This is a genomic window from Cognatishimia sp. SS12 (assembly GCF_028369055.1).
Taxonomy (GTDB): Bacteria; Pseudomonadota; Alphaproteobacteria; order Rhodobacterales; family Rhodobacteraceae; genus Cognatishimia.
The window spans coordinates 253,170-275,787 of the sequence record NZ_JAQNCZ010000003.1; the positions used below are offsets into that span (position 1 = coordinate 253,170).

Consider the following 22,618-nt stretch of genomic DNA (forward strand, 5'->3'; position numbering starts at 1 on the left):
ATGTCGAAACGGCATTGCAAATTTTGCAATCAGGCGTTTGCAATGGCGTGATCGTTCTCAAACTGCCGCTTTCGTTGCCGATTGCGCAAGACTGACACATTTTTCAGCAAGCACCTTTGTCGGGTCCACCGGGATCGCCCCCAGCTCTGCGGCCTCTTCGGTCACGATCAGTGGCAATTCGGTGCAGCCGAGAATCACGGCCTCGGCCCCGCGTGCCACCAGATGCGCAAATGCCTGCGCGATCTGCGCTTTGCACAGCCCGTCAACGACCCCTGCTTTGACCCCCTCGGGCCCATAGATCGACTGCATGACAAGCGCTTGGTGCGTCTCATCAGGTATGATGAAATCCAGGTCAGCCTGCCGGAGCGCCTCTTGGTAGAGCCCGCTTTGTATCGTGCCATTTGTCGCCAGAATGCCGACTTTGCGGGTCTCGGGCGAGGTCGCGCGGATGAAGTCCGTGGTCGACGACAGGATACTGACGATGGGAATATCCAGGTGCCGCTGAATGCGATCCACATAGGCATGGGCAGTGTTGCAGGGGATCGCGATGATATCTGCGCCGCCGCGCTCTAGCTTCTTGCAGGTCGAATAAAGCGCAACGGTCGGGTCAATGCCATCGGCAACCAAATTTTCGGTGCGATCTGGGATCTGCGGGTTTTGCTCAACCAACACCTTGATGTGGTCCTGATCACGCGCCGCCTCGGTCCCGCCCACGAGTTTCGACATGAAATCAACCGTGGCCGCCGGGCCAACGCCGCCGACAACGCCAACCTTAAACCGCCGCTGACGGTCCGTCGCGGTCGCTTTCAATGCGTGCTGGGCATAGACCTCTGCCGTGTTCAGCGCCGCCATGCCGGTTGGCACGGCGAGTTGATCCAGAAGAATGGGAATTTCCGTCAACCCCGGCACAAAAAGATCAACCCCCTGCCCTTGCAAATCCTCCAGCGCCGCATTGATCGGCTGAATGATTTGATCCCCGTAGTTGCCGGATTTGAAGCCGTTCGGCCCATAGATCGACTGCATGACAGCCGTTTCTGCCGCAAGGCTCGGATAGACAACGCGAATGCCGGTGCCAAACAGGCTGTCAAACAGGCCCGAATGGCGCACATATGGCGTTGTGATCACGCCCACCGTCTGCGGCGGGTTGTCCATCGCAAGCACCGCATCCTTGATGGCGTCGGTCATGCTGATCAGCTTGATCTTCAGCTCGTCCTGCAGCTCGCCCAAGAAACTATGGGTGACAAAACAGGGCAAGATCGCCGCGCCGCAACCTTCGGCCTCTAGGTGCGAGAGCGTGTCAAACACGTAAAACTTGCGGTGCGTCGGGCTGTAATCCCGGTCCATCGGCGCGCTTGGCTCGCGCATCGGTTTCTGTTCGAACACCAACTCACGGTGATCGCCTTCGGAACGCACCGGAGTGGATTTGACAATCCGGTAAAGCAGATCTGCCCCCGCCACGGCCCCAAGGCCACCGACAATGCCCAGACGCAAAGGTTTGAGATCAGCCATGGGCAGACCCTTCTGTCAGTTTGGTCAATTGATCTTTGGCCCGCTGTGCATCGACCTCTGCAAGGGCGCTGTCCGCCGCCGCTACCAGACTGAGCCCATGGGCCTGTGCATATTTGGCCAATTTTGTCGCCGCCTCATAGCCGATTACTGGCGCCAGGCTCGTGACATGGACAAGGCTATTTTCCAAAAGGCTCTTGCAGCGCGCCTCATCCGCGACGATCCCGTCGACACAGCGCGTGCGCAGCACGGTCATCGCGTTGGTCAAACTGCCCATGGTTTCCAGCACCTTGTGAATGATCACAGGTTCCATCGCGTTAAGCTGAAATTGCCCGGCCTCGGCTGCCATGGTGACGGTGAGATCATTGCCGATCGCCTGATAGCAGACTTGGTTCACAACCTCGGGGATCACCGGGTTCACTTTGCCCGGCATGATCGAAGAGCCCGCCTGAACCGGTGGCAGCATAATCTCGCCAATACCGGCGCGCGGGCCTGAGGACATCAGGCGCAGGTCATTGCAGATCTTGGACAGTTTGATCGCAACCCGCTTTAGCGCGCTGGAAAACATGACAAACGCCCCTAGGTCGGAAGAGGCTTCGATCAGGTCAGAGGCAACGCCCAGCGGCTCCCCCGTGATGCGCCGCAGATGCGCCACCGCGGTTTCACCGAAGTTGGCCGGCGCATTGATCCGGGTGCCAATCGCCGTGCCGCCTAGGTTCACTTCGGTCAAAAGCTGCGACAGATCGCTGAGGCGCTGAATATCTTCACGGATCGTGGTGGCAAAGCCGCGAAACTCTGCGCCCAGCGACATCGGCACAGCATCCTGCAATTGGGTGCGCCCAACCTTGGTAATGTGATCAAACGCCGCGCCCTTGGCATCAAAGCTGCTTGTCAGCCCATGCATGATGTCGATCAGAGGCTTGATCCGCGCCAGCACCGCCAGACGGATGGCGGTCGGGTAAACATCATTGGTGGATTGAGCGCGATTGACGTCATCATTGGGATGCAGATGCGCATAGTCCCCAAAACCATGGCCCAGCTTAGAGAGGCACAGGTTTGCGATCACCTCATTGGCATTCATGTTGGTTGAGGTGCCCGCGCCGCCCTGCATGACATCCACGACAAATTGCTCGTGATGCGCACCGCCTATTATTTCATCACAAACGGCGATAATGGTCTCAGCCTTTTTGTCTGGCAGACCATTGAGCTCATTGTTCGCGAGTGCGCAGGCTTTTTTGACCTGCGCGAGCCCAACGACCAGCTCTGGATAATGGCTGATGGAAACGCCTGTGATCGGAAAATTGTCAATGGCACGCTGCGTTTGCGTGCCCCAGGCGGCATTCGGCGGAATGTCGATGGTGCCCAGGCTGTCGGTTTCTGTGCGGGTGCCGGTCATATGCAATGCCTTTTTCGTCGCCCTATGGCGCGCGCCGTACGCAGGGGCGGTGGAGGTTGGATGCCGGTAGAGTAGTCAGCTTGGCACCGCGGCTCCATGACAAGTGACGCAACAGGATTGCGAATTTCGCAATACCCGTGCAATCTGAGCAAAGCACACAGCGGAGAATGACATGGAATTGGATTGGCTGGAAGATTTCATGGCACTGTCGTCGGCGGGGGTTTTTGCGCGGGCCGCCGATGCGCGCAACATCAGCCAATCCGCTTTTACCCGCCGCATCAAGAACCTTGAGAATTGGGCTGGCACGCCCCTCTTTGACCGCAGCGTGCATCCGGTCGAATTGACCCCGGCTGGCAAGGCCTTCAAACCCACCGCCGTTGAAACGATCAAAGCGCTGACACTGACGAAAGAAGACATTCGCGATTTGTCGTTCCGCGAGGCCGAAGCGCTTGATTTTGTCGCGCTGCACACGCTGGCGATTTCCTTTTTTCCGTCCTGGTTGACCGGAATGGTCGCCAATACCGGCCCGGTGAAAACACGGCTGTTCGCCGAAAACTTTTCCGGCTGCGCCGAAGCGATCCTGAGCGGCAGTGCGGATTTCATGATGTGCTATCATCATCCCTCGGTGATCTCGATTTCAGACGAACATCGCTATCCCTCTACGACCATTGCCAGGGACACTATGATTGCTGTCAGCGGCGTGGACCGCCACGGCAACCCAAAGTTCCATTTTGAGCAGCAAGAGCCCCTGCCGTATCTGTCCTATCCGCCCGACACGTTTTTAGGGCGCATCAGCACCGTGTGCATGGAACGCGGCAAGTTTCTTGGCCGGCTCAAATCGACCTATGAAAATTCGATGTCCGAAGCGCTCAAGTCGGCCTGCCTTGAAGGGCACGGCGTGGCCTTCCTGCCTGCACAGGCTGCAGAACGCGAAATTGAGCTGGGGCTGCTCAAAAAAATCAGTCAGCCGAGTTTTGAGCTGGGTATTGATATCAAGCTTTATCGCTCCATCGACAGGTCGCGCCCGCAGTTGGAACGGTTCTGGATGCTGGCGCAGAAGTCCTGACACCCATCGACAGCGCTAGTGACGTTGCATGCCGGCGCTTCCGACAAGGGTCCAGAACCGCTCCACCGGGGCGCGGCTTTTCTCGATATTGCGATAGAGTTTGATCGACATGCTCTGTTCGGACTCCGCATCGCTGATCCGGACCAGATCGCCCTGCGCAAGCGATTGTTTGACGGTGGCCTCTGGCAACCAAGCGACACCCAGCCCCTCGACGCAGGCGGCCTTCTGGGCCTCTGCCACCGAATTTTCCATGCGTTTTTCCAGCTGCGGGGCGATGCCTGCACGGCTGATCGCGATATCGCTCATGCGGCCCAGAAAACTTTCATGCGAATAGGCGATGAAGGGGACGGTGCCCTGGGTATCAAGCCGGTAGATCGGAGCGCCCTCTGCATCAACACCGGACACCGCCACCAAGCGATCTTGTGCAATTTTGATCCAGGGATACCGCGCATCATTTGTCATGGTCGGCACCGACGGGTGATCATAACACAGCATGAAATCCGTCGTCCCCGCGATCAACGCCTCGACACAGTCAGAGAAATTTTCAACACCGAACCGGGAATTGAACGGCCCCATGAAGCTGGAAACATCTTTCAACCATGACGGGATAAATGAGATTGCAAGCGTGTGAAGTGCTACAAAATTAAGCAACTCACCTTCGCGACGCGAAAGTTGGATCAGGTCCTGGCGCGCCTCGCGCAGCGCCTTGACGGATTCGTAGGCTGTGCGCTTGAACGCCTCGCCCGATGGGGTCAGGCAGACGGGATGGACGCTGCGGTCAAACAGCGGTGTCCCAACCCAATGCTCTAAATTCTTGATTCTACGTGTAAAAGCAGACTGGCTTATGTTTCTGGCATCGGCCGCTTTGGCGAATACGCCGGTCGAGGACAGCGCCAAAAAATCTTCAAGCCAAGCTAATTCCATAATCAAACTCCTATCTACCCCTATAGCTGTAGCGGCTGAAAATGCGTTGTGCGTTGCAAATTTTGCAATGCGCTTGCAAAAATTACGTTAGCTTTTTTTGCGACTCCTCTCCCACCCTAGGTCCCATCAAACGCCCTTGGCAGGTGCCAGCGGCCAATAAGCGAGACGCAGTCTCACATCCAACAAGGAGACCCAAATGAAAAAGACCACTGCAGCATTGACCATCGCTTCCTTGCTCGGTTCGACCGTTGCCGCCGTTGCGGAACAATGCACCAACGAAACCTGGAACAAGATCCAGGAACGCGGCACGATTGTTGTTGGCGTGAAAGCCGATACCAAACCTTGGGGTTTCCGCGGTGAGAACGGCGATTTGATCGGCATGGAAGCGGACATGGCCAAAGAGGTTGCCGACACCCTGGGCGTGGAGCTGGAACTGGTCGGCGTGCAATCGTCCAACCGCATGCAGTTTCTGGAAGGCGGCCGCATCGACCTGATGATTGCCACCATGTCTGATCGCACGGACCGCCGCGAAATCGTCGGCGTGGTCGGCCCGAACTATTATTCTTCCGGCACCAACATCATGGCCCCAAAAGCATTGGGCATCGATGAATGGTCGGACCTGGAAGGCAAACCCGTCTGCGGCAAGCAAGGCGCGTTCTACAACCAAATTATCGAAGACCGCTATGGCGCGCAGATCGTGGCTTTCACCGGCAACGCCGAAGCAAAGCAAGCACTGCGGGACCGCAAATGTATCGCTTGGGTCTATGACGACAGCGTCATCGCAGCGGATCTGGCCTCTGGCAACTTTGACGATTTTGAAATGCCGTTGACCTCTGAGGACGACAACCCATGGGGCCTGGCTGTGCCGATTGCAGAACGCAACTGCGTCTTTGGCCGCTTCATGTCCGGCATGCAGTACAACTGGCACCAATCCGGCGATTTGATTGCGCTGGAAGAAAAGTGGGGCATCCAAGCCACCGCATACCTGCAGCGTGAGAACGAGCGCTTTAAAGACTGGCTCGCTGAATAAAACCTCCCTGTAACCTTGGGCCCGGCAGCTCTTACCCTTTCCACTGTTGGGCCCATTTTTAGGGAGCCTCCCTATGCTTGAAAGCTTCGCTGATTTCTTTCAGCAGTTTGCCCAAGAAAATCCCCGTTGGAATTTCATCTTCTTCTATGAGGAAAAACAGGCTGGCAAAATCTGGACCGGCCTCAAATACACGGTTTGGCTGTCGATCGCCTGCGTTATTTTCAGCGTGATCATCGGCGTGATCGGGGCCTGGCTGCAAGGGTCCAACCAAAGGATCGCGCGTGCGGTCGTTCAGGGCTACATCCAACTTTTCCGCAACACGCCGCCCTTTGTGCAGCTGTTGTTTTTCTATTTCGCGCTTGGGGCCTTCACCCCCACCTACAGCCCTGATGGCTGGCTCGAAGTCCCGATCATTTCGAATGTGGGCTGGGCAATCATCTCGCTGTCGTTCTTTGCCGGTGCCTTCAATGTCGAAATCTTTCGCGCCGGCATCGAAGCGGTCCCGCATTCTACCCAAGAGGCCTCTGAATCGCTGGGCATGTCGCGGCTGCAGACCTACCGCTACGTGGTTCTGCCCCTGGCGCTCCGGGTGTCATTGCCGGCGCTCAACAACAATTTGGTGAACCTGGTCAAGACCACAACACAGGCCTTTGCCATCGCCGTACCGGAGCTGCTGTATCAATGTGTCACCATCTGGAACGACTACCCCTCTGCGCAGTATCCCGCGATGCTGCTGATGTTTGTGGTCTATATCGGCATGGTCGGCATTCTGGTGTTTGGCATGTCCCGTTGGGAACGCGCCCTGCGCATCCCGGGCTATGGCAAATAGGAGATATCTGATGACAACGCATTCAAACCAAAACAGGTTTGCGGTTCTCAAGCCCATCGATACCACACGCCGCATGTCATACGATCCGATGACCCTGTCGCGGTCTCTGGGGTCGCTGCCTGTCTGGACGCCCTTTGCCGCTTTGGCTGTGGCCGCGATCTGGCCGCAGATCGTCTATGCGCAAACCGCAACCGGCGTAGACCCGATTGGGGCGCTGTGGCGGTGGGCCCCGTTTCTGATCACCAAGGGCTTTCTGTTCAACATCCTGATTTCCTTCCTCTGTCTTTTGCTTGGGACATTGGGGGGGCTGGCCATCGGTCTGGGGCAAATTTCCCATGTCAAACCATTGCGCTGGCTCTGTTGGGGGATCACGCAGTTGTTCCGCAACTCTCCCTGGCTGGTGCTGCTGTTCATTGTGATGCTGGCGCTGCCGTTTGAGCTCACGATCTTTGGCAATACATTCTTCTTCCCGGCCTGGATCAAGGCTGTGATCGGCCTGTCGCTGCCGATCATCGCCAATATCTCTGAGATCGTGCGCGGGGCGGTGGCTTCTGTGCCGACAACACAGTGGGAAGCCGCTGAAAGCCTTGCCATGACACGCCGTCAAGCCATGTGGCGGATCATCCTGCCACAGTGTTTCAAACGCATGATCCCGCCGTGGATGAACTGGTATGCCATTCTGACTATGGCCACCCCGCTGGTCTCGATCCTTGGTGTGGAAGAGGTCGTCAACCTGACCCGTCAGGCCATCGAAGCCGAAGACAACCTGCCGGAATTGCTGGCCCCTTTCTACGGCTTTGTTCTGATCCTCTTCTTTATCTACTGCTACCCAATTGCCCGCCTAACCCTACGGCTTGAGCGCCGTTTTGCGGTTAAACTGTAAGGAGGCATTTATGACTGCCAATTCCACATGGACCCCCGACCAACCCATTGTGTCGATCAAGAACGTGCAGAAATCCTTTGGTGATTTTCAGGTTCTCAAGGGAATCGACATGGACATCCAAAAGGGTGAGGTGATCTGCATCATCGGCCCGTCAGGGTCCGGGAAATCCACGCTTATCCGATGCATCAACGCGCTGAACGACATTCAGGGCGGCTCTATCAAGGTCGAGGGTCAAGAGGTCCATGACCCCGACCTTGATAAGCTTGAGCTGCGCAAGAAAGTCGGCATGGTGTTTCAGCAATACAATCTTTTCCCTCACAAGACCGTCTTGCAAAATATCATGATGGCCCCGGTTCTGGTTCTGAAAGAAAACAAAGCCGAGGTCGAAGAACGTGCGCGTTCCCTGGTGAAAAAGGTCCGCCTGGGCGGCAAGGAAGATGCCTATCCGGGCGAACTTTCCGGGGGCCAGCAACAGCGCGTTGCCATCGCGCGCTCGCTGGCGATGCGCCCTGACATCATGCTGTTTGACGAGGTCACGGCGGCGCTTGACCCGGAGACGGTCAAAGAGGTTCTGGTCACAATCAAAGATCTCGCCGAAGACGGCATGACCTGTATCCTTGTCACCCACGAAATGGGGTTTGCGCGCGAAGTGGCCGACCATATCTATTTCACCGACAGGGGGGTGATCGTCGAGCACGGCCCGCCAAACACCTTCTTTGACAGCGCAAAGGATGAACGGACCAAACTGTTCCTCAGCCAGATCCTATAGGGCGCTGCGCCCATTGGCCCCAAACAGCAAAAGAGCGATCAGCTTCTGATCGCTCTTTCGCGTATTGCCCTTCCGGTTCCAAAGGGGTCAGGACTATTTTTCCAGATACCGGCTCAGTACCGTCTGAAGATCCGTCACTTCCTGATCCAGACGCCCGCAGAAGTCTGCGCCACTTTCAGAATAGGGTGCAAAGCCAAAGTTGCTTGCAAACGACTTGAAAGTATCTGTTGCGATGGCCTCGCTCACGAGGGATTCCATCTTGGCCTGAACGGCCGGATCAACCCCTGCTGGCATCCAGATCCCGCGCACCAGCGCAACATCAATATCGGCGCCAGAGTCGCGAATATGTCCCAAGGATTTGGAGGCATCGTGATTGATCCCACTCATGTCACCCGCGCCTGCCAATGCGGTCAGCGTGCCTTCTTTGACTTCCGGCAGCAGCACAGGCGAGATGATCACACCCGCATCCACCTGATTGGCAATGATCGCTTTCTTCAGCGGCCCGCCGCCGCCAAAAGAGACCACTTTGAAATCCAGCCCGGATGTCCCCTTGATCGTGGAGGCCACAAAATCCGTGGCACTGACCTTGCCGGTGATGCCCATGATCCGCTCACCGGGATTGGCCCGCGCATCTTCCAGAAAATCATCCAGCGACCCATAGCCATTGTCGCTATGCGCAAGCACCCAGACAGGTGTGTTGAAAATCGCCCCGGCGCAGGCAAAGTCACCGATTTCATAAGGCGCTTGTTCGCGGAAGGCGATGGGCGCGGTCACATCCGAGGTGCCGTTCAGCGCAATGGTATAGCCATTGGGCTCGGATTTCGCCAAAGCCAGCATGCCGTTGATCCCGGCGGAGCCTGAGATATTTTCGACCACAACCGCTTGGCCGGACACCTCCTCCAGGGCCAGCGCAAAGGCGCGTCCGATACTGTCGGTGCCGCCACCCGGGCTATAGGGCACGATCAGGCGGATGGTTTCTGATGGAAAATCCTGCGCGCTGGCAATGCCGCCGGCCATCACGGCCAACGCTGTGCTCGCGCCTGCGAGAAGTTTGGTCAAGGTTCTACGGTTCATTTTTCCCTCCCTTAGAGAATGCAAATTCAGTGGGCCATCCATTATTCGGACGTGGATGGTGTCGCCAGTTTCGAAGGATTGCGTCCAGCACGGATCGCATTTTTCACTTCTCCGAAAAGTAAGAGCGCGACGAGCGCAACAAGCGCAACGCGGGGCCAGGTGCCGACAAATGTCGACCACTCCCCGCCGGACAGGGCCAGCCCAAGCCGCACGTTATATTCGATGATCGGCCCGAGGATCGCGCCCAAAACGATGGTCACAACCGGAAAGCCCCGCCGTTCCAGCAAAAACCCAACCACGCCCATGGCGATGGCCACATAGACCGGGAACAATGTATTGCTGCTGGCAAAGGCCCCGACCGAGGCAAAGACCAGAATAAAGGGGAAGAGCACACTGCGCTCGCGTTGCAAGACAAAGATGAACCCACGGATTGCGCCCATGGCAATGAAGAACATGAAAATGGTTGCGATCAGCAGCGCGGCCAGCAGGCCGAACACGATGTCAGGATCGTCGCGCATCAGGCCGACACCGGGCGTCAACCCGTGCATGACCATGGCGCCCAGCATAATGGCGGTGGAGCCATCCCCCGGAATGCCGAGGGTCAGCATGGGGATCAGCGCCCCGCCCGTCGTCGCATTATTGGAGGATTCCGGCGTGATAATCCCCTCGGGGACGCCGGTGCCAAAGGCCTCGGGCGGCGGCGATTTGGAGCGGTTCTTGACGGTGGCATAGGACAGCCAGGTGGAGCCATCCGCACCCACGCCCGGAATTGCCCCGATGACCAGCCCATAGAGCGTGCCGGTGGACCATGCCCGCCAGCGCTTCAACAGGTCAAAGACATGCGGCACTTTCAGGTTCACGTCTTTGGTCAGCAGCTCGCTGCCCTTCACGGTCATCTCGATATCCGCAAAGACCACGGCAAACCCAAAGACTCCCACCAGGATCGCCGCAAAGGGAATGCCGCTTTCAAAATCGGTCAGCCCAAAGGTATAGCGCATCACCGCATCTTGGCCGTCCAGACCCACAGAGGAAATCATCAGTCCGATCAAGACCCCCGACAGGCCTTTGATAATGGAGCCGCGGGCAAATGCCGCGACCATCACAAGGCCGGCGATCCCGATCAAGGCAATGTCGGGTGGCGCGGAATATAAGGCGATGCCCGCAATAACGGGAATAGCCATAACCGCGCCAACCCAACCTAATACGCCACCCACTGTGGAGGACATGGTGGCGTATCCCAGCGCCAGCCCCGCTTCGCCCCGCATCGCCATCGGATAGCCATCCAATGCCGTGCAGGCCGACGCTGGCGTGCCTGGTGTGCGTAACAAAATGGCCGAAAACGACCCGCCCAGTTTGGTGCCCACGTAGATCCCAACCATCAGGGCAAAGGCGGGCAGGGTTTCCATCGTGAAGGTGATCGGCAACAGCACAATGATAGCCATGGGCGAGGACAGGCCCGGCAAGGCCCCGACCAAAACCCCCAGTGCCGTCCCCAGAAAGATCAGCAGCAGGTTTGTGAAGCTGCCCATCTCGATAAATCCGCTGGCAAGACCTTCCAACATCTTACAATCCCACCGCTTTCAAAGCCTTCAAGAGAATGGGCGTGAGGACATCTAGCGCCCCGCCCTTGAGGTTCATTTTCAGAACCGGCACAAAAAGCACCCAAAGCAGAAAGCCGCCGCCAATAGAGAGCATCAAATCGGTTTGCCATCGCCCGCGCTGATAGAGGCGGAACAACAAGAACAAGAAAATCGGCACCACGGTGGCAAAGCCAAAGACTTTCAACGTCATGGCAAAGGCCAGCAATAGCAGAAGACTGCCGATGCGTCGCACCCATACAATGCGTTCGGTCCGCTCTTCTGCCGCGTCGCGCGCCTTCGGTGCCCCAGCATCCTCTGCGCGCATCTTGTGAAAGGATTGCGTGAGGTAAATCAAAGACAAGCCCGTCAGAAGCCCCGAATAAATGAAGGGCAAGGTACGCCATGTCAGCCCCCCATCCCCCGGATAGACGGAGGCCCCTTCTGAGTTGATGAAGAAGAAACCGCCGAGGGCAAATACCAAAATACAAAGCGCGGTCAGCAGGTCTTTCTGCGCATCACTCAAAGCGAAGATCTTGTCCTGGGGCGCACCGTCGCTGGGCATTCAGCATTTCCTCCAACCTTTGCCGCGCCGACAGATTGCCTGGACACCACAAAGAATGAGGGGCCCGCGCGCGCTTCACATCAGCTTAGCCCTGCGGCAATAAGCTATGAATTATTTATTTCGTAGCTGATTAATACCTAATTGGTATCATTCAGACCGTATCCGCCGGGCGACCTCTTCCCCGACCAAGATGCTGGGGGCGTGGGTATTGGAGGAGGGCATGGTTGGAAAAATCGAAGCATCCGCGACACGCAGCCCTTCGATCCCGCGCACTTTCAGGTTCGCATCAACGACCGCAAGATCATCTTGCCCCATTTTGCAGGTCCCGATCGGATGATAAGAGGTGGTGCCTGTTTCGCGCACAAAGTCTTCCAGATCCTTGACGCTCTTTGCCGAAGGCGCAGGGCGCAGCTGCTGGGCCATCAACCCGCCCAGCGCCGGTTGATGCGCCACCCTAAGCGCCATTTTGACAGCGGCAACAGCAATATCCAGATCTTCGGGGGCCGACAGGTAGTTTGCAGCAATCGCTGGGGCGGCCTCGGCGTTGGGGGATGTGATCATCACCGTGCCCGTTGACTGCGGGCGCAGCGGGAAAGTGCCAATCCCAAACCCAGGAAACTTGTCAAAAACCAGCTTTCTGGGGTTGCGCGCATCGCTGGAGGTCAGTGGGTGCAATTGCAGTTTGACATCGGGCCGCGTCTTTGTGGGATCGCTGCGCATCAGCGCGTGCGCCGTTGAGGTCGAGCTTGCCATCAACCCATCCCGGCGCAGCAGGTATCTGGCCCCAAACAGAACCTGCCGCAGCGGGTTTCGCATCACATCGTTTAGCGTGATGGGCTCACTACAGCGGAAGGACAATCGCGTATGGATATGGTCGCGCAGGTTGCGACCCACCCCCCTTAACCCGTGCAGCGGTGTCACCCCGACAGAGCGCAGATGATCGGGGTCCCCTATGCCTGAAAGCTGCAGCAACTTCGGGCTGTCGATGGCCCCGGCACAGAGGATGATTTCTTTGTCGGCGTGGTATTCCACCTCTCCGCGCGGCCCCAGGATCCGAACGCCCGTGGCGCGCCGCCCGTCCAACAAAATTTTCTGCGCTTTGGCCCCGGACAACACCGTCAGGTTCGGGCGCGACAACGCAGGGTGTGCATAGGCTTCACGCGCGCCATGGCGCAGACCCTTGCGCGTGTTCAGTTGCAACATGGCCGCCCCTTCATAGGTGGCCCCATTGTAGTCTGACGTTGACGGGATACCCGCTTGCGCGCAGGCCTGCAGAAACGCGAGGTTCAGGGCATCTTGCGGTCCATATTCCACCACGTTCACCGGGCCGCCGCGCCCTCTGTAGGCGTCCGCGCCAAGCTGCGTGGTTTCGATCGCTTTGAAACTGGGCAGCAAATCTTGGTAGCCCCAACCGTCGCAGCCATTTTCGGCCCAATGGTCGTATTCCTGCGGGTCGCCGCGCACCCAAAGCATGCCATTCACGGTGGAGGTTCCGCCCAAAACACGCCCGCGCGGCCAGAATATTTTGCGGCCCTTCAGCTCTGGCTCGGCCTCTGTTTCATAGCGCCAGAGCGCCCGGTTGCCGACCAGAACCTTGCCGATCCCAAGCGGGATCTTGAGCCAGATCCAAGGATCGTCTCGGCCCGCTTCAATCAGCAAAACGGATTGCGTGGCCTCCTCTGACAAACGCGCCGCAGCCGCGCAGCCTGCCGCGCCGGCACCAATGACGATGTAGTCATAGCTCTTGGCGATATCCATTGGCTTCCCCCACATGCAATGGCGGCCCCTAGGTCGTGAGGCCGCCACAGTCCTTTCAGTCAGTCTCGACGTTATCTCTGTCTTAGCGAGACAACAGCCGCTCGATCTGCTTGTCCGCAGTTTCCAGCGAGCTTTCGATATCTGCCCCTTTCAAGATCCGCTGATATTCAGGGACGACCTGATCCAAGATCGCGTAGAATTTCGGATGTTTGATCGGGCTTTCGTTATAGACCTGCAGCTCTTCGACGAATTTTTGCGTGAATTCATCCGCGCCCATTGGCCCCTGCGCCAAAAGCGCCGCCGAAGGCGTGGACACCTGGTCACTCAGCTCGAAATAGGTATCGGTGATGTCCTGATCAAACAGGATCAGTTTGACGAATTCCGCGGCCAGCTCCTTGTTTTTTGACGCGGAAGAAATCGCGATCACGTGGCTGTTGCCGATGGTGCGGTGGCTGCCATCCGGGGCATTTGGCAGCGGGGCCACCCAGATGTCGCCGTCAGCGCCGGTCTTGATCGTGTTTTCGGACAGGTTGTTGAACAGACCACGACCCCATGGACCTTCCAGAATGAAGCCTGCTTTGCCCGAGGCCATCAGATTGCGTGTTTCGCCAACGGAGAATCCATCCGGCGCACAGCCCGAAGTCGAGATATCCTGCAACCAGCTATAGGCCGCGCGGGTCTCTGGGGTGTTGAACTTGATATTGCCATCGCCATCAACAACGTCGCCGCCAAAGCCATAGATCCATGGAATCGACCATTGCACCGCGTTGGGATTGGACCAGCTGCGCAGCGCAAGCCCGTAAATCTTGCCATCGTCCCCGGCGGGAAGGGCACAGACCCCCATGATCATTTCTTTCAGCTCATCCCATGTTGTGGGCGGCTTGTCCGGGTCAAAACCGGCCTGCTCAAGCAGGTTACGATTGTAGAACATCATGACCGGGCCGGGCACCCAGGGCAGCGCATAAAGCTTGCCGTCCTCAAACCGCAATGCTTCCAGCGCGGCATCCGGAATTTGCGCAAGCTCCTCGTCGGTGAACAGATCATCCAGCGGGGCAAGGCCGCCAATGGCCTGCAGTGCTGGCACCCACCCCGGAATCAGGTGAATGAGATCCGAAGCATTGCCGCCCAGATGGGCCACGGTCGCCTGATCCAGCGCCTTTTCAAACGGCACGTCCTGCCGAATGAAATCGACCCCTGGATTGTTCGCTTCGAATTTTTCTTCCATCTTGCCCGCGACGGGCTCCAGGTAGCTATACGTGCCAAGCCACCCAGAATAGACCACATCCTCTGCCGCACTCATCTGCGGGATGGTTGTTGCCATCGTCAGAGCCAATACGCTTGAGTAGAGATATTTCATTGTTTCCTCCCTGAAACAGTTGGGTGTGCCTTGCGGCACGGGGTTCATCCTTTGACGGCTCCGGCGGTCACGCCGCGCAAAAACGTCTTTTGGAAGAAGAAGAACAGGATCAGGACCGGGATCGAGACCATGACAGCAAGCGCCATCATTTCCGACCAGGCCCCTTCGAACTCCTGCAAGAACACCAGCGTGATACCCGCCGGCAGCGGGCGCATGTCGGTAGTGCTGGTGAAGGTCAGGCCAAAGAGCAGCTCATTCCAGCTGACCACAAAAACAAAAATCGCAGAAGCCGCCAGCGCCGGGCGCGCCATCGGCAGCACCACAAAAAGAAAGACTTTCAGCGGGCTGGCCCCATCCACATAAGCCGCCTCTTCCACTTCGCGGGGCAGCTGATCAAAGAAGTTTTTCAGCAGCCAGATCGACACCGGAATTGTCACAGCCGTGTGGCCCAAGATCAAAGCCGCATAGGTATTCAGCAGCCCGAGTTTGACGAAAAGGCTATAGAGCGAAATCATCAACAGCGGCACTGGGAAGGCCAGAGACCCCATAAAGAACAGCATCAAGAGCGCGCCACCTTTAAAGCGAAACCGCGAAATACCATAGGCCGTCATCGCGCCAACAAAGGTTGCAAGCACGGCGGCCCCGACCGCAACGATCATCGAATTCAGCATCAAGGTGCCGAGCACCTCGTTGAACTGGGCCACATAGTTCTTGAAAGTAATCTCATCCGGGATCCACTGCGGCGGCGTCTGAAACACATCGCGCAGCGGTTTGAAAGACGTCGACAGCATCCAGCCGATTGGGATCAGCATGATGAGGACCAGGGTGCAGACGCTGAGGTACAGCGCGGCTTGGTTGGCGCGACGGCGCAGGATTGGGGCAGAAACACTCATGCGCTTTTCCTCAGTAAAAAGCGGTTATAGACACCGGCAAAGACAATCACGAAGAGCAGCCAAACGGTGCCCGCCGCCGAGGCGAGGCCGAAATCCCATTCGGTGAAGGCCGCCTTGTAAGTGAACAGGCTCAGGACATTGGTGGCCCCGATTGGGCCGCCCTGGGTCAGGACCAGCGGAATGGTCACTTCCTGAAGGAAGCGCACCGCTTCCAGCAGCGCCGCAACAAGCAGGATGTTCTGCAGCAGCGGCAAGGTGATGTGGCGCAGCCTGTTGAGGTATCCGGCACCGTCGATTTCGGCGGCTTCGTTGACCTCTTTGGGAATGCCCTGCAAGGCCGCCAGCGCAATCACCATGACAAAGGGCACCGCGCGCCAGCTATAGGCAAAGATGACCACCCAAGGGGCCAGCTTTGGCTCAAACATCCAGGCCATTTGCCCTTCGATAATGCCGGTGGAGCGCAGGAACTGGTTCACAATTCCCCATTCGTCATTGAACAGCCAGCCCCAGAGGATCGCGATCACAATCCAAGGCACGACCCAAACCTGAAACACGGCGGCGCGGAAAAACCCGACAAAGCGAATGCCGCTGTCCAGCAGCAAAGCGACCACAAGGCCCAGAATGGTGCAGAAGATCGTGGAAAGACCGCAGATATAGACGGTATTGCCCAGAACCTCCCAAAAGCGCGGATCTTCGAAGAGATAGATAAAGTTTTCGACCCCCACAAAGCGCGTTTCCGCCCGGAGCGGGGATGCATTGGTAAAGGACAGGCGAATGCCGTTCACGATCGGGAACAGCATCAGCCCCCCGACCAGCAACAAGGCGGGTGCAAACAGCACCACGAAAAACACGGGATGGCGACGGATTGAAAACATTTACGCCCCCCCTGCCGACATGCGCAGACCGCTGGCATCAAACATATGCAGGCGTTCGCGATCAATTTTGACGCCGGTGATGTCCCCGACACGCGCCTGGCTGCGCGCGGGCGCGCGCACGCAAAGCGGGCCAAAAGGCGTATCGACAAACACCAGCGTTTCCCCGCCCGTATGTTCCACAACCCGGATCTTGCCCTGAATGTCAGCGGCGTCGCTGGCATCCAGTTCCAGATCATCAGGCCGGATGCCAAGCGTCACCGAGGCCTCAGAGCGATACTGTTTTCCCAAGCGAATGGACGACCCGGTGCTGACGTGAAAATGGCCCCCCGCCGCATCCAAATTGCCCTCAAAGAGGTTCATCTGCGGCGATCCGATAAAAGAGGCGACAAAGGTCGTCGCCGGCGCATCATAAAGCTCCATCGGTTTCCCGACTTGAATGATGTCGCCGTCATGCAGCACCACAATCCGGTCGGCCATGGTCATCGCCTCCACCTGATCGTGGGTGACATAGATGGAGGTGGCATTCAGATCCTGATGCAGGCGGCGAATTTCTGTGCGCATTTCGACACGCAGTTTCGCATCAAGGTTGGACAGCGGCTCATCAAACAGAAACACTTTGGGCTTGCGCACAAGGGCGCGCCCCATGGCGACCCGCTGACGTTGACCGCCAGACAGCTGCGCCGGTGCCCGATCAAGATAATCCGTCAGGTTCAGCGCCTCGGCGGCGGCGCGCACCTTTGTATCAATCTCACCTTTGGGCGTGTTGCGCATGCGCAGCGTGAACGCGAGATTTTCATAGACGTTCTTATGCGGGTAAAGCGCATAGGATTGAAACACCATCGCGATATCGCGATCCTTTGGTGTCAGGTCCGAGACGGTTTCGCCGCCGATCAGCACATCGCCGCCAGAATGTTCCTCTAGCCCGGCAATGATGCGCAAAAGCGTGGATTTCCCGCAGCCTGACGGGCCGACCAGTGCAACAAACTCCTTGTCCTCGATCTCTAGGTCAATGCCATGCAAGACTTCGACCGAGCCGTATTTTTTCTTGATGTTGCGCGTTTGGACATTTGCCATTGAGTCGTCTTCTCCGAATAACGCAATTGAATTGATGCTCTGGCGTGGCCCAGGTTCTCCCCTTGGGGCCACGAAGCAGGTGATGTCTCTAGGTCTTGATTTTGTCTGAGACCGCAAAATTGGCCTGCACCCCCGGTGGCGGTGAAAAACCGAAGTCCCCGCGCGCCATGATGGCCTCGACGCCGCCATATTTCGTGATCAGAGCCTGTTGATCTTCCATCGCTTGCTGATGGGTCACATCCGGGTTCAGATGCTTTTCAAGGCGCGCCCGGGAGTCGTTCAAGATATCTTGGTAGGCCGGGTCCTGCGCCAGATCGGTCAGTTCCTCAGGGTCATTTTTCAAATCGAACAACTGCGGCTCATACAGGGCATAATGGACATACTTCCACTGGCCCCAGCGCAGCATATAGCAGGCGGATTTTGACCCCGTTGCATGATATTCCGATATCACCTCTGCGTCGTTTTCGCTGAGCAGATCGACCTCGCCAAACCCGTCGGCATCACAGCCGGTCGATTGCAAAATAAAGCGTGACAGATCAATCAGCGAGCGCGGTGCATCGTGCACTTTGGCACGGGGGATGTCCGGGCCAGAGACGATCAGAGGCACGCCGACGGATTCTTCATACATGGTCGATTTGCCCCAAAGACCACGCGCGCCCTGATTGTCACCGTGGTCACTGGTGTAGACAATGCGCGTCTCGTCCTGCAGCCCTGCCGCTTCGATCGCCGTCATGATGTGGCCGACCTGATCATCAATAAAGCTGCACAGCCCCAGATAGCCCGCCTGCCCGCGCCGCACGTCCGCATCGGTTTCAAAATGCGCGTCATATTCGAAGGTCTCGGCATAATCTCTGAGGTAGGGATGGTCCGGGCGTTCGGAGTCCCCATAAAGTTTGGGGCGCGGCATCGGGCGATGAGCGTAGCGATGAAAATATTCGGCAGGTGCCGTGAGCGGGAAATGCGGCGACACGAAAGAAACAAACAAAACCCAGGGCTTATCTGCGTGGTCCTGCGCATTCTGGCGCAGCCAGGTTTGCGCACGCGATGAAATTTCGCGGTCATAGGCGGTATAGGCGGATTCGCCCGGCCCGGCCAAACGCGCCATCTTATCTGCCGCGCCACGCACAACCGAACGATCCCGGATCAGCCCCAGAACATCCCCCATCCCGTCAACAACATTCATGGGAATGGTGGATTCCGTAAAACCGTTGTCTTCGTCTTCGCCGCCCCGGAAGTGCAGCTTGCCAATCGACTGCACGTGGTGGCCCGCATCGCGCAGACGCCGGTGCCAATTGTCCTGCGTGCCATCAAACGGGTGGGCATTGTCCCATTTGCGAATTTCGTGAACGGGCTTGCCGGTGGCAAAACTCGCCCGGGCGGGCACGCAGATCGGCGATGGCGTGTAGGCGGCGGTAAAGCGCGTCCCCGATTGCGCCAGCCGATCCAGATTTGGCGTTTCGACAAAAGGATGACCATAGCACCCAAGTGACTGTCGGTTATGTTCATCCGCCATGATCACAACCAGGTTTTTGGGTGTATATTCTGTCATCGCTAGCGCCTCCTCACGCTGTGATCGCCCTGACCGCCCAGTGTCATCCCCCCGCGGATGCGCCCGGTATCAAAAAGGTTGCAAAATCACGAAATATACATCCAATATTTTTTTGACGCTTATTTAATACCGATCTCGTATTAAATGTGCCCAACTCAAGCCGCGGAACGGCCCGCCGACAGGAGAGACAAAATGGAGATGCATCAACTCAGGTACTTTGTCGCTGTGGCCGAGGAATTGCATTTCGGCCGCGCGGCAGAGCGCGAAAATATCTCGCAACCGCCGCTTAGTTTTCAGATCAAAAAGCTTGAGCAAGAGCTGAATGTTCAGCTCTTCAAACGCACAAAACGCAAGGTAGAATTGACCGAGGCGGGCGCGCTTTTGCTGCCGCAGGCGCGCACGATCCTGGCCGATGTCCAAAGTGCAAAAGACACCGCGAGCCTGGCGCGGCGCGGAGAAATTGGTCGGGTCCGCATCGGCTTTGTGCACTCAGCGTCGCTGGGATATCTGCCACAACTGCTGGAGCCCTTTCGCGCCGAGTTTCCCAGAGTGGAGATTCATCTGGACGAAATGACCGTGACAGAACAGCTGGTTGCGCTGAAGAAAAAGCAGATCGATATCGGCGTCCTTCGCCCGCCCATCGCGGACCCGGAGCTGACCAGTTTTAATGTGGTCGAAGAGAATTTTGTTCTGGTCGTTCCCAAAACCCATCCGCTGGCCGGGACGCCATCTGTCGAGCTGAGCAGCTTGGCGCATGAGCATTTCGTATTTTACCCCGAACACCGCTCGCCAGCATTTTTCGCGCAGTTGACCAAAATGTGCCAGCTGGCGGGCTTTTCGCCCAAGATCTCTGTTCAGGCCAACACGATGTATACCGCAATCGGTTTGGTCGGGACGGGGGCCGGCATCGGGTTCATCCCGGAAAGCGTGGCGTGCATTACCCTGCCCTCTGTGTCCTTCGTCAAGCTGTCGGGCACGGACAACATCGCAAAACTCGATCTTGTCTATTCTGAAACCGGCCTGTCAAAATCGGCCGCTCAGGTCGTCGAATTTGCGCGCAATCTCTTATAGGGCTCAGCCACGATCGCGTTCAAACCACGCCGCCGTCCACAACAATCACCTGCCCCGTCAACATCTGCGCACCCTCAGAGGCCAACCAAAGCGCCGTTTGCGCGATATCCTCCGCAGCGATCAGCTGGGGGAGGCATTGCAGGCGATGGGTTTCGGCAATGTAGTCGTCCGTGACCGATCCTTGTGAACGCTCTGTAAACACCCGCCCGGGCGCAATCGCGTTAACGCGGATGAAATCACCGCCAAGATCCCGCGCCAGACCGCGGGTCAGCCCGACGATGCCGGCCTTTGCGGCGTGATAGGCGGTAAGATTACCCGCAAGTTTCATCCAGGCGCTGGAGGACATATTGACGACAGCCCCGCCTTTGCCCTGCCGCAATGCGGGCAAAAGCAGCTGAGTGATGCGCGCAAAATGCGTCAGGTTTACATCCAGCATCCAGCGCCACTCTTGGGCCGTCATGTCGCCAAATGGGATGCGCTTGTCGGACCCGGCGTTGTTCACCAGCGCATGAATATCCGGGTGCTGCGCGGCGATCCCTGCAAAGGTTTGCTCAAGCAGCGCCATGTCGGACAAATCGCATTGGATTTGCTCTTCGCCTTGGCGCTCTGGGCGATCAAAGGACAGGTCCACGGCAATGACCTGCGCTCCAGCGGAAAGAAAGGCTGTAGCGATACCCAATCCGATCCCGCGTGCGGCACCGGTGACGACAACCGTCTTGCCGGAAAAATCATACCTTAGGGTGCTCACAGCCGCACCTCATTTGTTGGCTGCCCGGCGATATCCACCTGGATTCTGAACAATCCGCCGGACAGGGGGGCCTCTTCGAGGACATCCGCAGGCAGGCGAATGGAGGCGCTTGTGATATACAGGGTTTTCAGATCCGCGCCGCCCAAACAAACGCTTGTGGGGCGCGGCACGGGCATGTCGATTTCGCGAATAAGCTGCCCATCTGGCGCATAGCAGGCGACGCGCCACCCATCCCAAAGCGCAACCCAGACGTTCCCGGCGCTGTCGACACAGATGCCATCCGGTTTACCTTCGTGCGGCTCAAAGACCAGAAAGCTTTTCTTATTGCTCAGCGCGCCGGACTTGGCATTGAAATCATAGGAAAAGACCGTGCCCAAGGCGCTGTCGACAAAATAGAATTTCTTGTCATCCGGGCTCCAGCCCAAGCCGTTTGACACCTGAAAGCCGCCGTCGCGCGCGGCCGCTTTGGTCACTTCGTCAAAGCAATATAGCGAACCGGACGGCATGGTTGCATCCAGGCTCATGGTCCCGGCCCAGATCCGCCCGTTGCGGTCGGTCTTGGCATCGTTGAAGCGGTTGGAGGGCAGATGCCGCTCCGGGTCATAAAGCTCTTCCAGCGCATTGGTGATCGGATTGTATTTTTCCAATCCGTTTTGCGTCACGGCCACCATGCCGCCATCATCGCTGGGCAACAGCGCGCTGACCAAATGCGGCGACGGCGTTGCGTGATTTTTCTGGGTCTTTGGATCAAAGACATGAAAGGCCGGTGCGGTCACATCCACCCAATACAAAAGATTGGTGCGATGGTCCCAGACCGGGCCCTCGCCGACAATGGCCCCGGCTGCGCTGACACATTCCAGCTGCTCATCCACATGGCGGCTGCGGCGCGGGTTTGGCGTGATGCTGACCGGGGCGCTGCCGATATTGCCCATGACGCGGCGCGCCGCCTCCATGAGGTCGCGGCCAATTACATGCCGCCGCCCGTGGGGAATGCGGTCTGCCAAGGCAGTCATGACAATCGCGCCGTTGCCCATTTGGCTGGGCCCATAGACCGGGACGGCAATGATCAACACGCCGTCAATGGTTTTGGATTCCGCGATCGTATAGCCGCGCGCGCGGCTGATGGCGAAATTCGCCAATATCTTGGCTTTTTCCTCAGCGGTCAGATGCGCCAAGAAACCATTCACCTGATGCGGTGCCATGGAGGCCAAGATGGCCTGACCAGAGGCAGAATGGATGGCTTCAAAATTGCGGCCGATATCAATTTTCACCGCCAAGGGATTGCTGGGAATACGCACATCAACATGGATCGTGCGGTCTTGTTCCATCACTGCGAAACTCACGGTTTCATTCAGCTCTTTTGCGAGCCTGCGCAGCTCATGCTCGGCGGCGCTGCGCAGATCATGCGCCCCCGCCGTGCCATGGCCCAGTTCGATCAACCGATGGCCCAGCGTATAGGTCTTGTTCTGCTTGTCGTGCCGCACAAATCCAAATTCAACCATGGCGCCCAGCAGCCGATATAACGTCGCTTTTGGCAACCGCGTCGCCGAAAGCAACTCAGCGGAGCTGCAGCTTTCCTTGCGGTCGGCCAGATATTCCAAGATCTGGATCCCCTTTACGAGTGTCCCGGCCCCCGGAAAACGTTTCGCGACATCGTCAAATCGGCTCACTGGC

The 22,618-nt window shown here is 57.6% G+C and carries 20 protein-coding genes; 6 read left to right on the top strand and 14 right to left on the bottom strand.

The genetic code is table 11. From position 1 onward, the window contains the following. Window positions 1-57: 57 nt before the first annotated feature. Together N6L24_RS08330 and N6L24_RS08335 are read right to left on the bottom strand one after the other, a co-directional pair. A complete protein-coding gene (locus N6L24_RS08330; protein WP_271844213.1) occupies window positions 58-1,509 on the bottom strand; it encodes an aspartate/glutamate racemase family protein in 1,452 nt (483 codons plus the stop codon). Beyond that, window positions 1,502-2,902 (bottom strand): aspartate ammonia-lyase, encoded by a 1,401-nt coding sequence (locus N6L24_RS08335; protein ID WP_271844214.1) that lies wholly within the window; start codon window positions 2,900-2,902, stop codon window positions 1,502-1,504. The genes N6L24_RS08330 and N6L24_RS08335 overlap by 8 nt, the downstream gene beginning before the upstream one ends. A gap of 172 nt (window positions 2,903-3,074) precedes the next feature. Here N6L24_RS08335 and N6L24_RS08340 point away from each other — a divergent pair, with 172 nt between their 5' ends. After that, window positions 3,075-3,968 carry a LysR family transcriptional regulator gene (locus tag N6L24_RS08340; RefSeq protein ID WP_271844215.1) on the top strand — a complete coding sequence of 298 codons (894 nt, stop codon included), beginning with the start codon at window positions 3,075-3,077 and terminating at the stop codon, window positions 3,966-3,968. 15 nt (window positions 3,969-3,983) lie between these two features. Here N6L24_RS08340 and N6L24_RS08345 read toward each other — a convergent pair whose 3' ends face one another. Then, window positions 3,984-4,892: a LysR substrate-binding domain-containing protein gene (locus tag N6L24_RS08345; RefSeq protein ID WP_271844216.1), complete on the bottom strand. Its 909-nt coding sequence runs from the start codon at window positions 4,890-4,892 to the stop codon at window positions 3,984-3,986. 196 nt (window positions 4,893-5,088) lie between these two features. Here N6L24_RS08345 and N6L24_RS08350 point away from each other — a divergent pair, with 196 nt between their 5' ends. The 4 genes from N6L24_RS08350 (at window position 5,089) to N6L24_RS08365 (ending at window position 8,403) form a co-directional block, all read left to right on the top strand. Further along, a complete protein-coding gene (locus N6L24_RS08350) occupies window positions 5,089-5,922 on the top strand; it encodes a transporter substrate-binding domain-containing protein (protein ID WP_271844217.1) in 834 nt (277 codons plus the stop codon). A 73-nt stretch (window positions 5,923-5,995) separates the two neighbouring features. Then, window positions 5,996-6,751, top strand: coding sequence for an amino acid ABC transporter permease (locus N6L24_RS08355; protein WP_271844218.1), 756 nt, complete (start codon window positions 5,996-5,998; stop codon window positions 6,749-6,751). A 10-nt stretch (window positions 6,752-6,761) separates the two neighbouring features. Beyond that, window positions 6,762-7,634: an amino acid ABC transporter permease gene (locus N6L24_RS08360; RefSeq protein WP_271844219.1), complete on the top strand. Its 873-nt coding sequence runs from the start codon at window positions 6,762-6,764 to the stop codon at window positions 7,632-7,634. 10 nt (window positions 7,635-7,644) lie between these two features. Further along, window positions 7,645-8,403, top strand: a complete 759-nt coding sequence (locus N6L24_RS08365; protein ID WP_271844220.1) for an amino acid ABC transporter ATP-binding protein — start codon at window positions 7,645-7,647, stop codon at window positions 8,401-8,403. Window positions 8,404-8,496: 93 nt separating this feature from the next. Here N6L24_RS08365 and N6L24_RS08370 read toward each other — a convergent pair whose 3' ends face one another. The 9 genes from N6L24_RS08370 to N6L24_RS08410 all read right to left on the bottom strand — a co-directional run bounded on the left by N6L24_RS08370 (window position 8,497) and on the right by N6L24_RS08410 (window position 19,125). Then, window positions 8,497-9,477: a Bug family tripartite tricarboxylate transporter substrate binding protein gene (locus N6L24_RS08370; protein ID WP_271844221.1), complete on the bottom strand. Its 981-nt coding sequence runs from the start codon at window positions 9,475-9,477 to the stop codon at window positions 8,497-8,499. 41 nt (window positions 9,478-9,518) lie between these two features. Then, window positions 9,519-11,039 (bottom strand): tripartite tricarboxylate transporter permease, encoded by a 1,521-nt coding sequence (locus N6L24_RS08375; RefSeq protein WP_271844222.1) that lies wholly within the window; start codon window positions 11,037-11,039, stop codon window positions 9,519-9,521. Window position 11,040: 1 nt separating this feature from the next. Beyond that, entirely contained in the window at window positions 11,041-11,619 is a 579-nt protein-coding gene (locus N6L24_RS08380; protein WP_271844223.1) for a tripartite tricarboxylate transporter TctB family protein, read from the bottom strand. A gap of 147 nt (window positions 11,620-11,766) precedes the next feature. Beyond that, window positions 11,767-13,377: a GMC family oxidoreductase gene (locus tag N6L24_RS08385; protein ID WP_271844224.1), complete on the bottom strand. Its 1,611-nt coding sequence runs from the start codon at window positions 13,375-13,377 to the stop codon at window positions 11,767-11,769. An 82-nt stretch (window positions 13,378-13,459) separates the two neighbouring features. Continuing rightward, window positions 13,460-14,734, bottom strand: coding sequence for an ABC transporter substrate-binding protein (locus N6L24_RS08390; protein WP_271844225.1), 1,275 nt, complete (start codon window positions 14,732-14,734; stop codon window positions 13,460-13,462). Between the two features lie 44 nt (window positions 14,735-14,778). Next, window positions 14,779-15,627 carry a carbohydrate ABC transporter permease gene (locus N6L24_RS08395; protein WP_271844226.1) on the bottom strand — a complete coding sequence of 283 codons (849 nt, stop codon included), beginning with the start codon at window positions 15,625-15,627 and terminating at the stop codon, window positions 14,779-14,781. Continuing rightward, on the bottom strand, window positions 15,624-16,502 hold the full coding sequence (locus tag N6L24_RS08400) for a carbohydrate ABC transporter permease (RefSeq protein WP_271844227.1): 879 nt from the start codon (window positions 16,500-16,502) through the stop codon (window positions 15,624-15,626). Before N6L24_RS08400 ends, N6L24_RS08395 begins: the two co-directional genes overlap by 4 nt. Next, window positions 16,503-17,576, bottom strand: coding sequence for an ABC transporter ATP-binding protein (locus tag N6L24_RS08405; protein WP_271844228.1), 1,074 nt, complete (start codon window positions 17,574-17,576; stop codon window positions 16,503-16,505). It lies immediately after the preceding gene. An 88-nt stretch (window positions 17,577-17,664) separates the two neighbouring features. After that, window positions 17,665-19,125: a sulfatase-like hydrolase/transferase gene (locus N6L24_RS08410; RefSeq protein ID WP_271844229.1), complete on the bottom strand. Its 1,461-nt coding sequence runs from the start codon at window positions 19,123-19,125 to the stop codon at window positions 17,665-17,667. 192 nt (window positions 19,126-19,317) lie between these two features. Here N6L24_RS08410 and N6L24_RS08415 point away from each other — a divergent pair, with 192 nt between their 5' ends. Next, complete coding sequence (locus N6L24_RS08415) at window positions 19,318-20,196, top strand: LysR substrate-binding domain-containing protein (RefSeq protein ID WP_271844230.1); 879 nt, start codon at window positions 19,318-19,320, stop codon at window positions 20,194-20,196. 19 nt (window positions 20,197-20,215) lie between these two features. Here N6L24_RS08415 and N6L24_RS08420 read toward each other — a convergent pair whose 3' ends face one another. Both N6L24_RS08420 and N6L24_RS08425 read right to left on the bottom strand, forming a co-directional pair. Beyond that, window positions 20,216-20,944, bottom strand: coding sequence for an SDR family NAD(P)-dependent oxidoreductase (locus tag N6L24_RS08420; RefSeq protein WP_271844231.1), 729 nt, complete (start codon window positions 20,942-20,944; stop codon window positions 20,216-20,218). Then, window positions 20,941-22,614, bottom strand: a complete 1,674-nt coding sequence (locus tag N6L24_RS08425; RefSeq protein WP_271844232.1) for an SMP-30/gluconolactonase/LRE family protein — start codon at window positions 22,612-22,614, stop codon at window positions 20,941-20,943. The genes N6L24_RS08420 and N6L24_RS08425 overlap by 4 nt, the downstream gene beginning before the upstream one ends. Between the last annotated feature and the right edge of the window lie 4 nt (window positions 22,615-22,618).

Coding starts and splice junctions, on each gene's coding strand:
- N6L24_RS08365 (WP_271844220.1), top strand. CDS start 7,645: ATGACTGCCAATTCCACATGGACCCCCGACCAACCCATTGTGTCGATC.
- N6L24_RS08360 (WP_271844219.1), top strand. CDS start 6,762: ATGACAACGCATTCAAACCAAAACAGGTTTGCGGTTCTCAAGCCCATC.
- N6L24_RS08370 (WP_271844221.1), bottom strand. CDS start 9,477: ATGAACCGTAGAACCTTGACCAAACTTCTCGCAGGCGCGAGCACAGCG.
- N6L24_RS08355 (WP_271844218.1), top strand. CDS start 5,996: ATGCTTGAAAGCTTCGCTGATTTCTTTCAGCAGTTTGCCCAAGAAAAT.
- N6L24_RS08400 (WP_271844227.1), bottom strand. CDS start 16,502: ATGTTTTCAATCCGTCGCCATCCCGTGTTTTTCGTGGTGCTGTTTGCA.
- N6L24_RS08330 (WP_271844213.1), bottom strand. CDS start 1,509: ATGGCTGATCTCAAACCTTTGCGTCTGGGCATTGTCGGTGGCCTTGGG.
- N6L24_RS08340 (WP_271844215.1), top strand. CDS start 3,075: ATGGAATTGGATTGGCTGGAAGATTTCATGGCACTGTCGTCGGCGGGG.
- N6L24_RS08345 (WP_271844216.1), bottom strand. CDS start 4,892: ATGGAATTAGCTTGGCTTGAAGATTTTTTGGCGCTGTCCTCGACCGGC.
- N6L24_RS08390 (WP_271844225.1), bottom strand. CDS start 14,734: ATGAAATATCTCTACTCAAGCGTATTGGCTCTGACGATGGCAACAACC.
- N6L24_RS08380 (WP_271844223.1), bottom strand. CDS start 11,619: ATGCCCAGCGACGGTGCGCCCCAGGACAAGATCTTCGCTTTGAGTGAT.
- N6L24_RS08395 (WP_271844226.1), bottom strand. CDS start 15,627: ATGAGTGTTTCTGCCCCAATCCTGCGCCGTCGCGCCAACCAAGCCGCG.
- N6L24_RS08385 (WP_271844224.1), bottom strand. CDS start 13,377: ATGGATATCGCCAAGAGCTATGACTACATCGTCATTGGTGCCGGCGCG.
- N6L24_RS08415 (WP_271844230.1), top strand. CDS start 19,318: ATGGAGATGCATCAACTCAGGTACTTTGTCGCTGTGGCCGAGGAATTG.
- N6L24_RS08375 (WP_271844222.1), bottom strand. CDS start 11,039: ATGTTGGAAGGTCTTGCCAGCGGATTTATCGAGATGGGCAGCTTCACA.
- N6L24_RS08405 (WP_271844228.1), bottom strand. CDS start 17,576: ATGGCAAATGTCCAAACGCGCAACATCAAGAAAAAATACGGCTCGGTC.
- N6L24_RS08335 (WP_271844214.1), bottom strand. CDS start 2,902: ATGACCGGCACCCGCACAGAAACCGACAGCCTGGGCACCATCGACATT.
- N6L24_RS08410 (WP_271844229.1), bottom strand. CDS start 19,125: ATGACAGAATATACACCCAAAAACCTGGTTGTGATCATGGCGGATGAA.
- N6L24_RS08350 (WP_271844217.1), top strand. CDS start 5,089: ATGAAAAAGACCACTGCAGCATTGACCATCGCTTCCTTGCTCGGTTCG.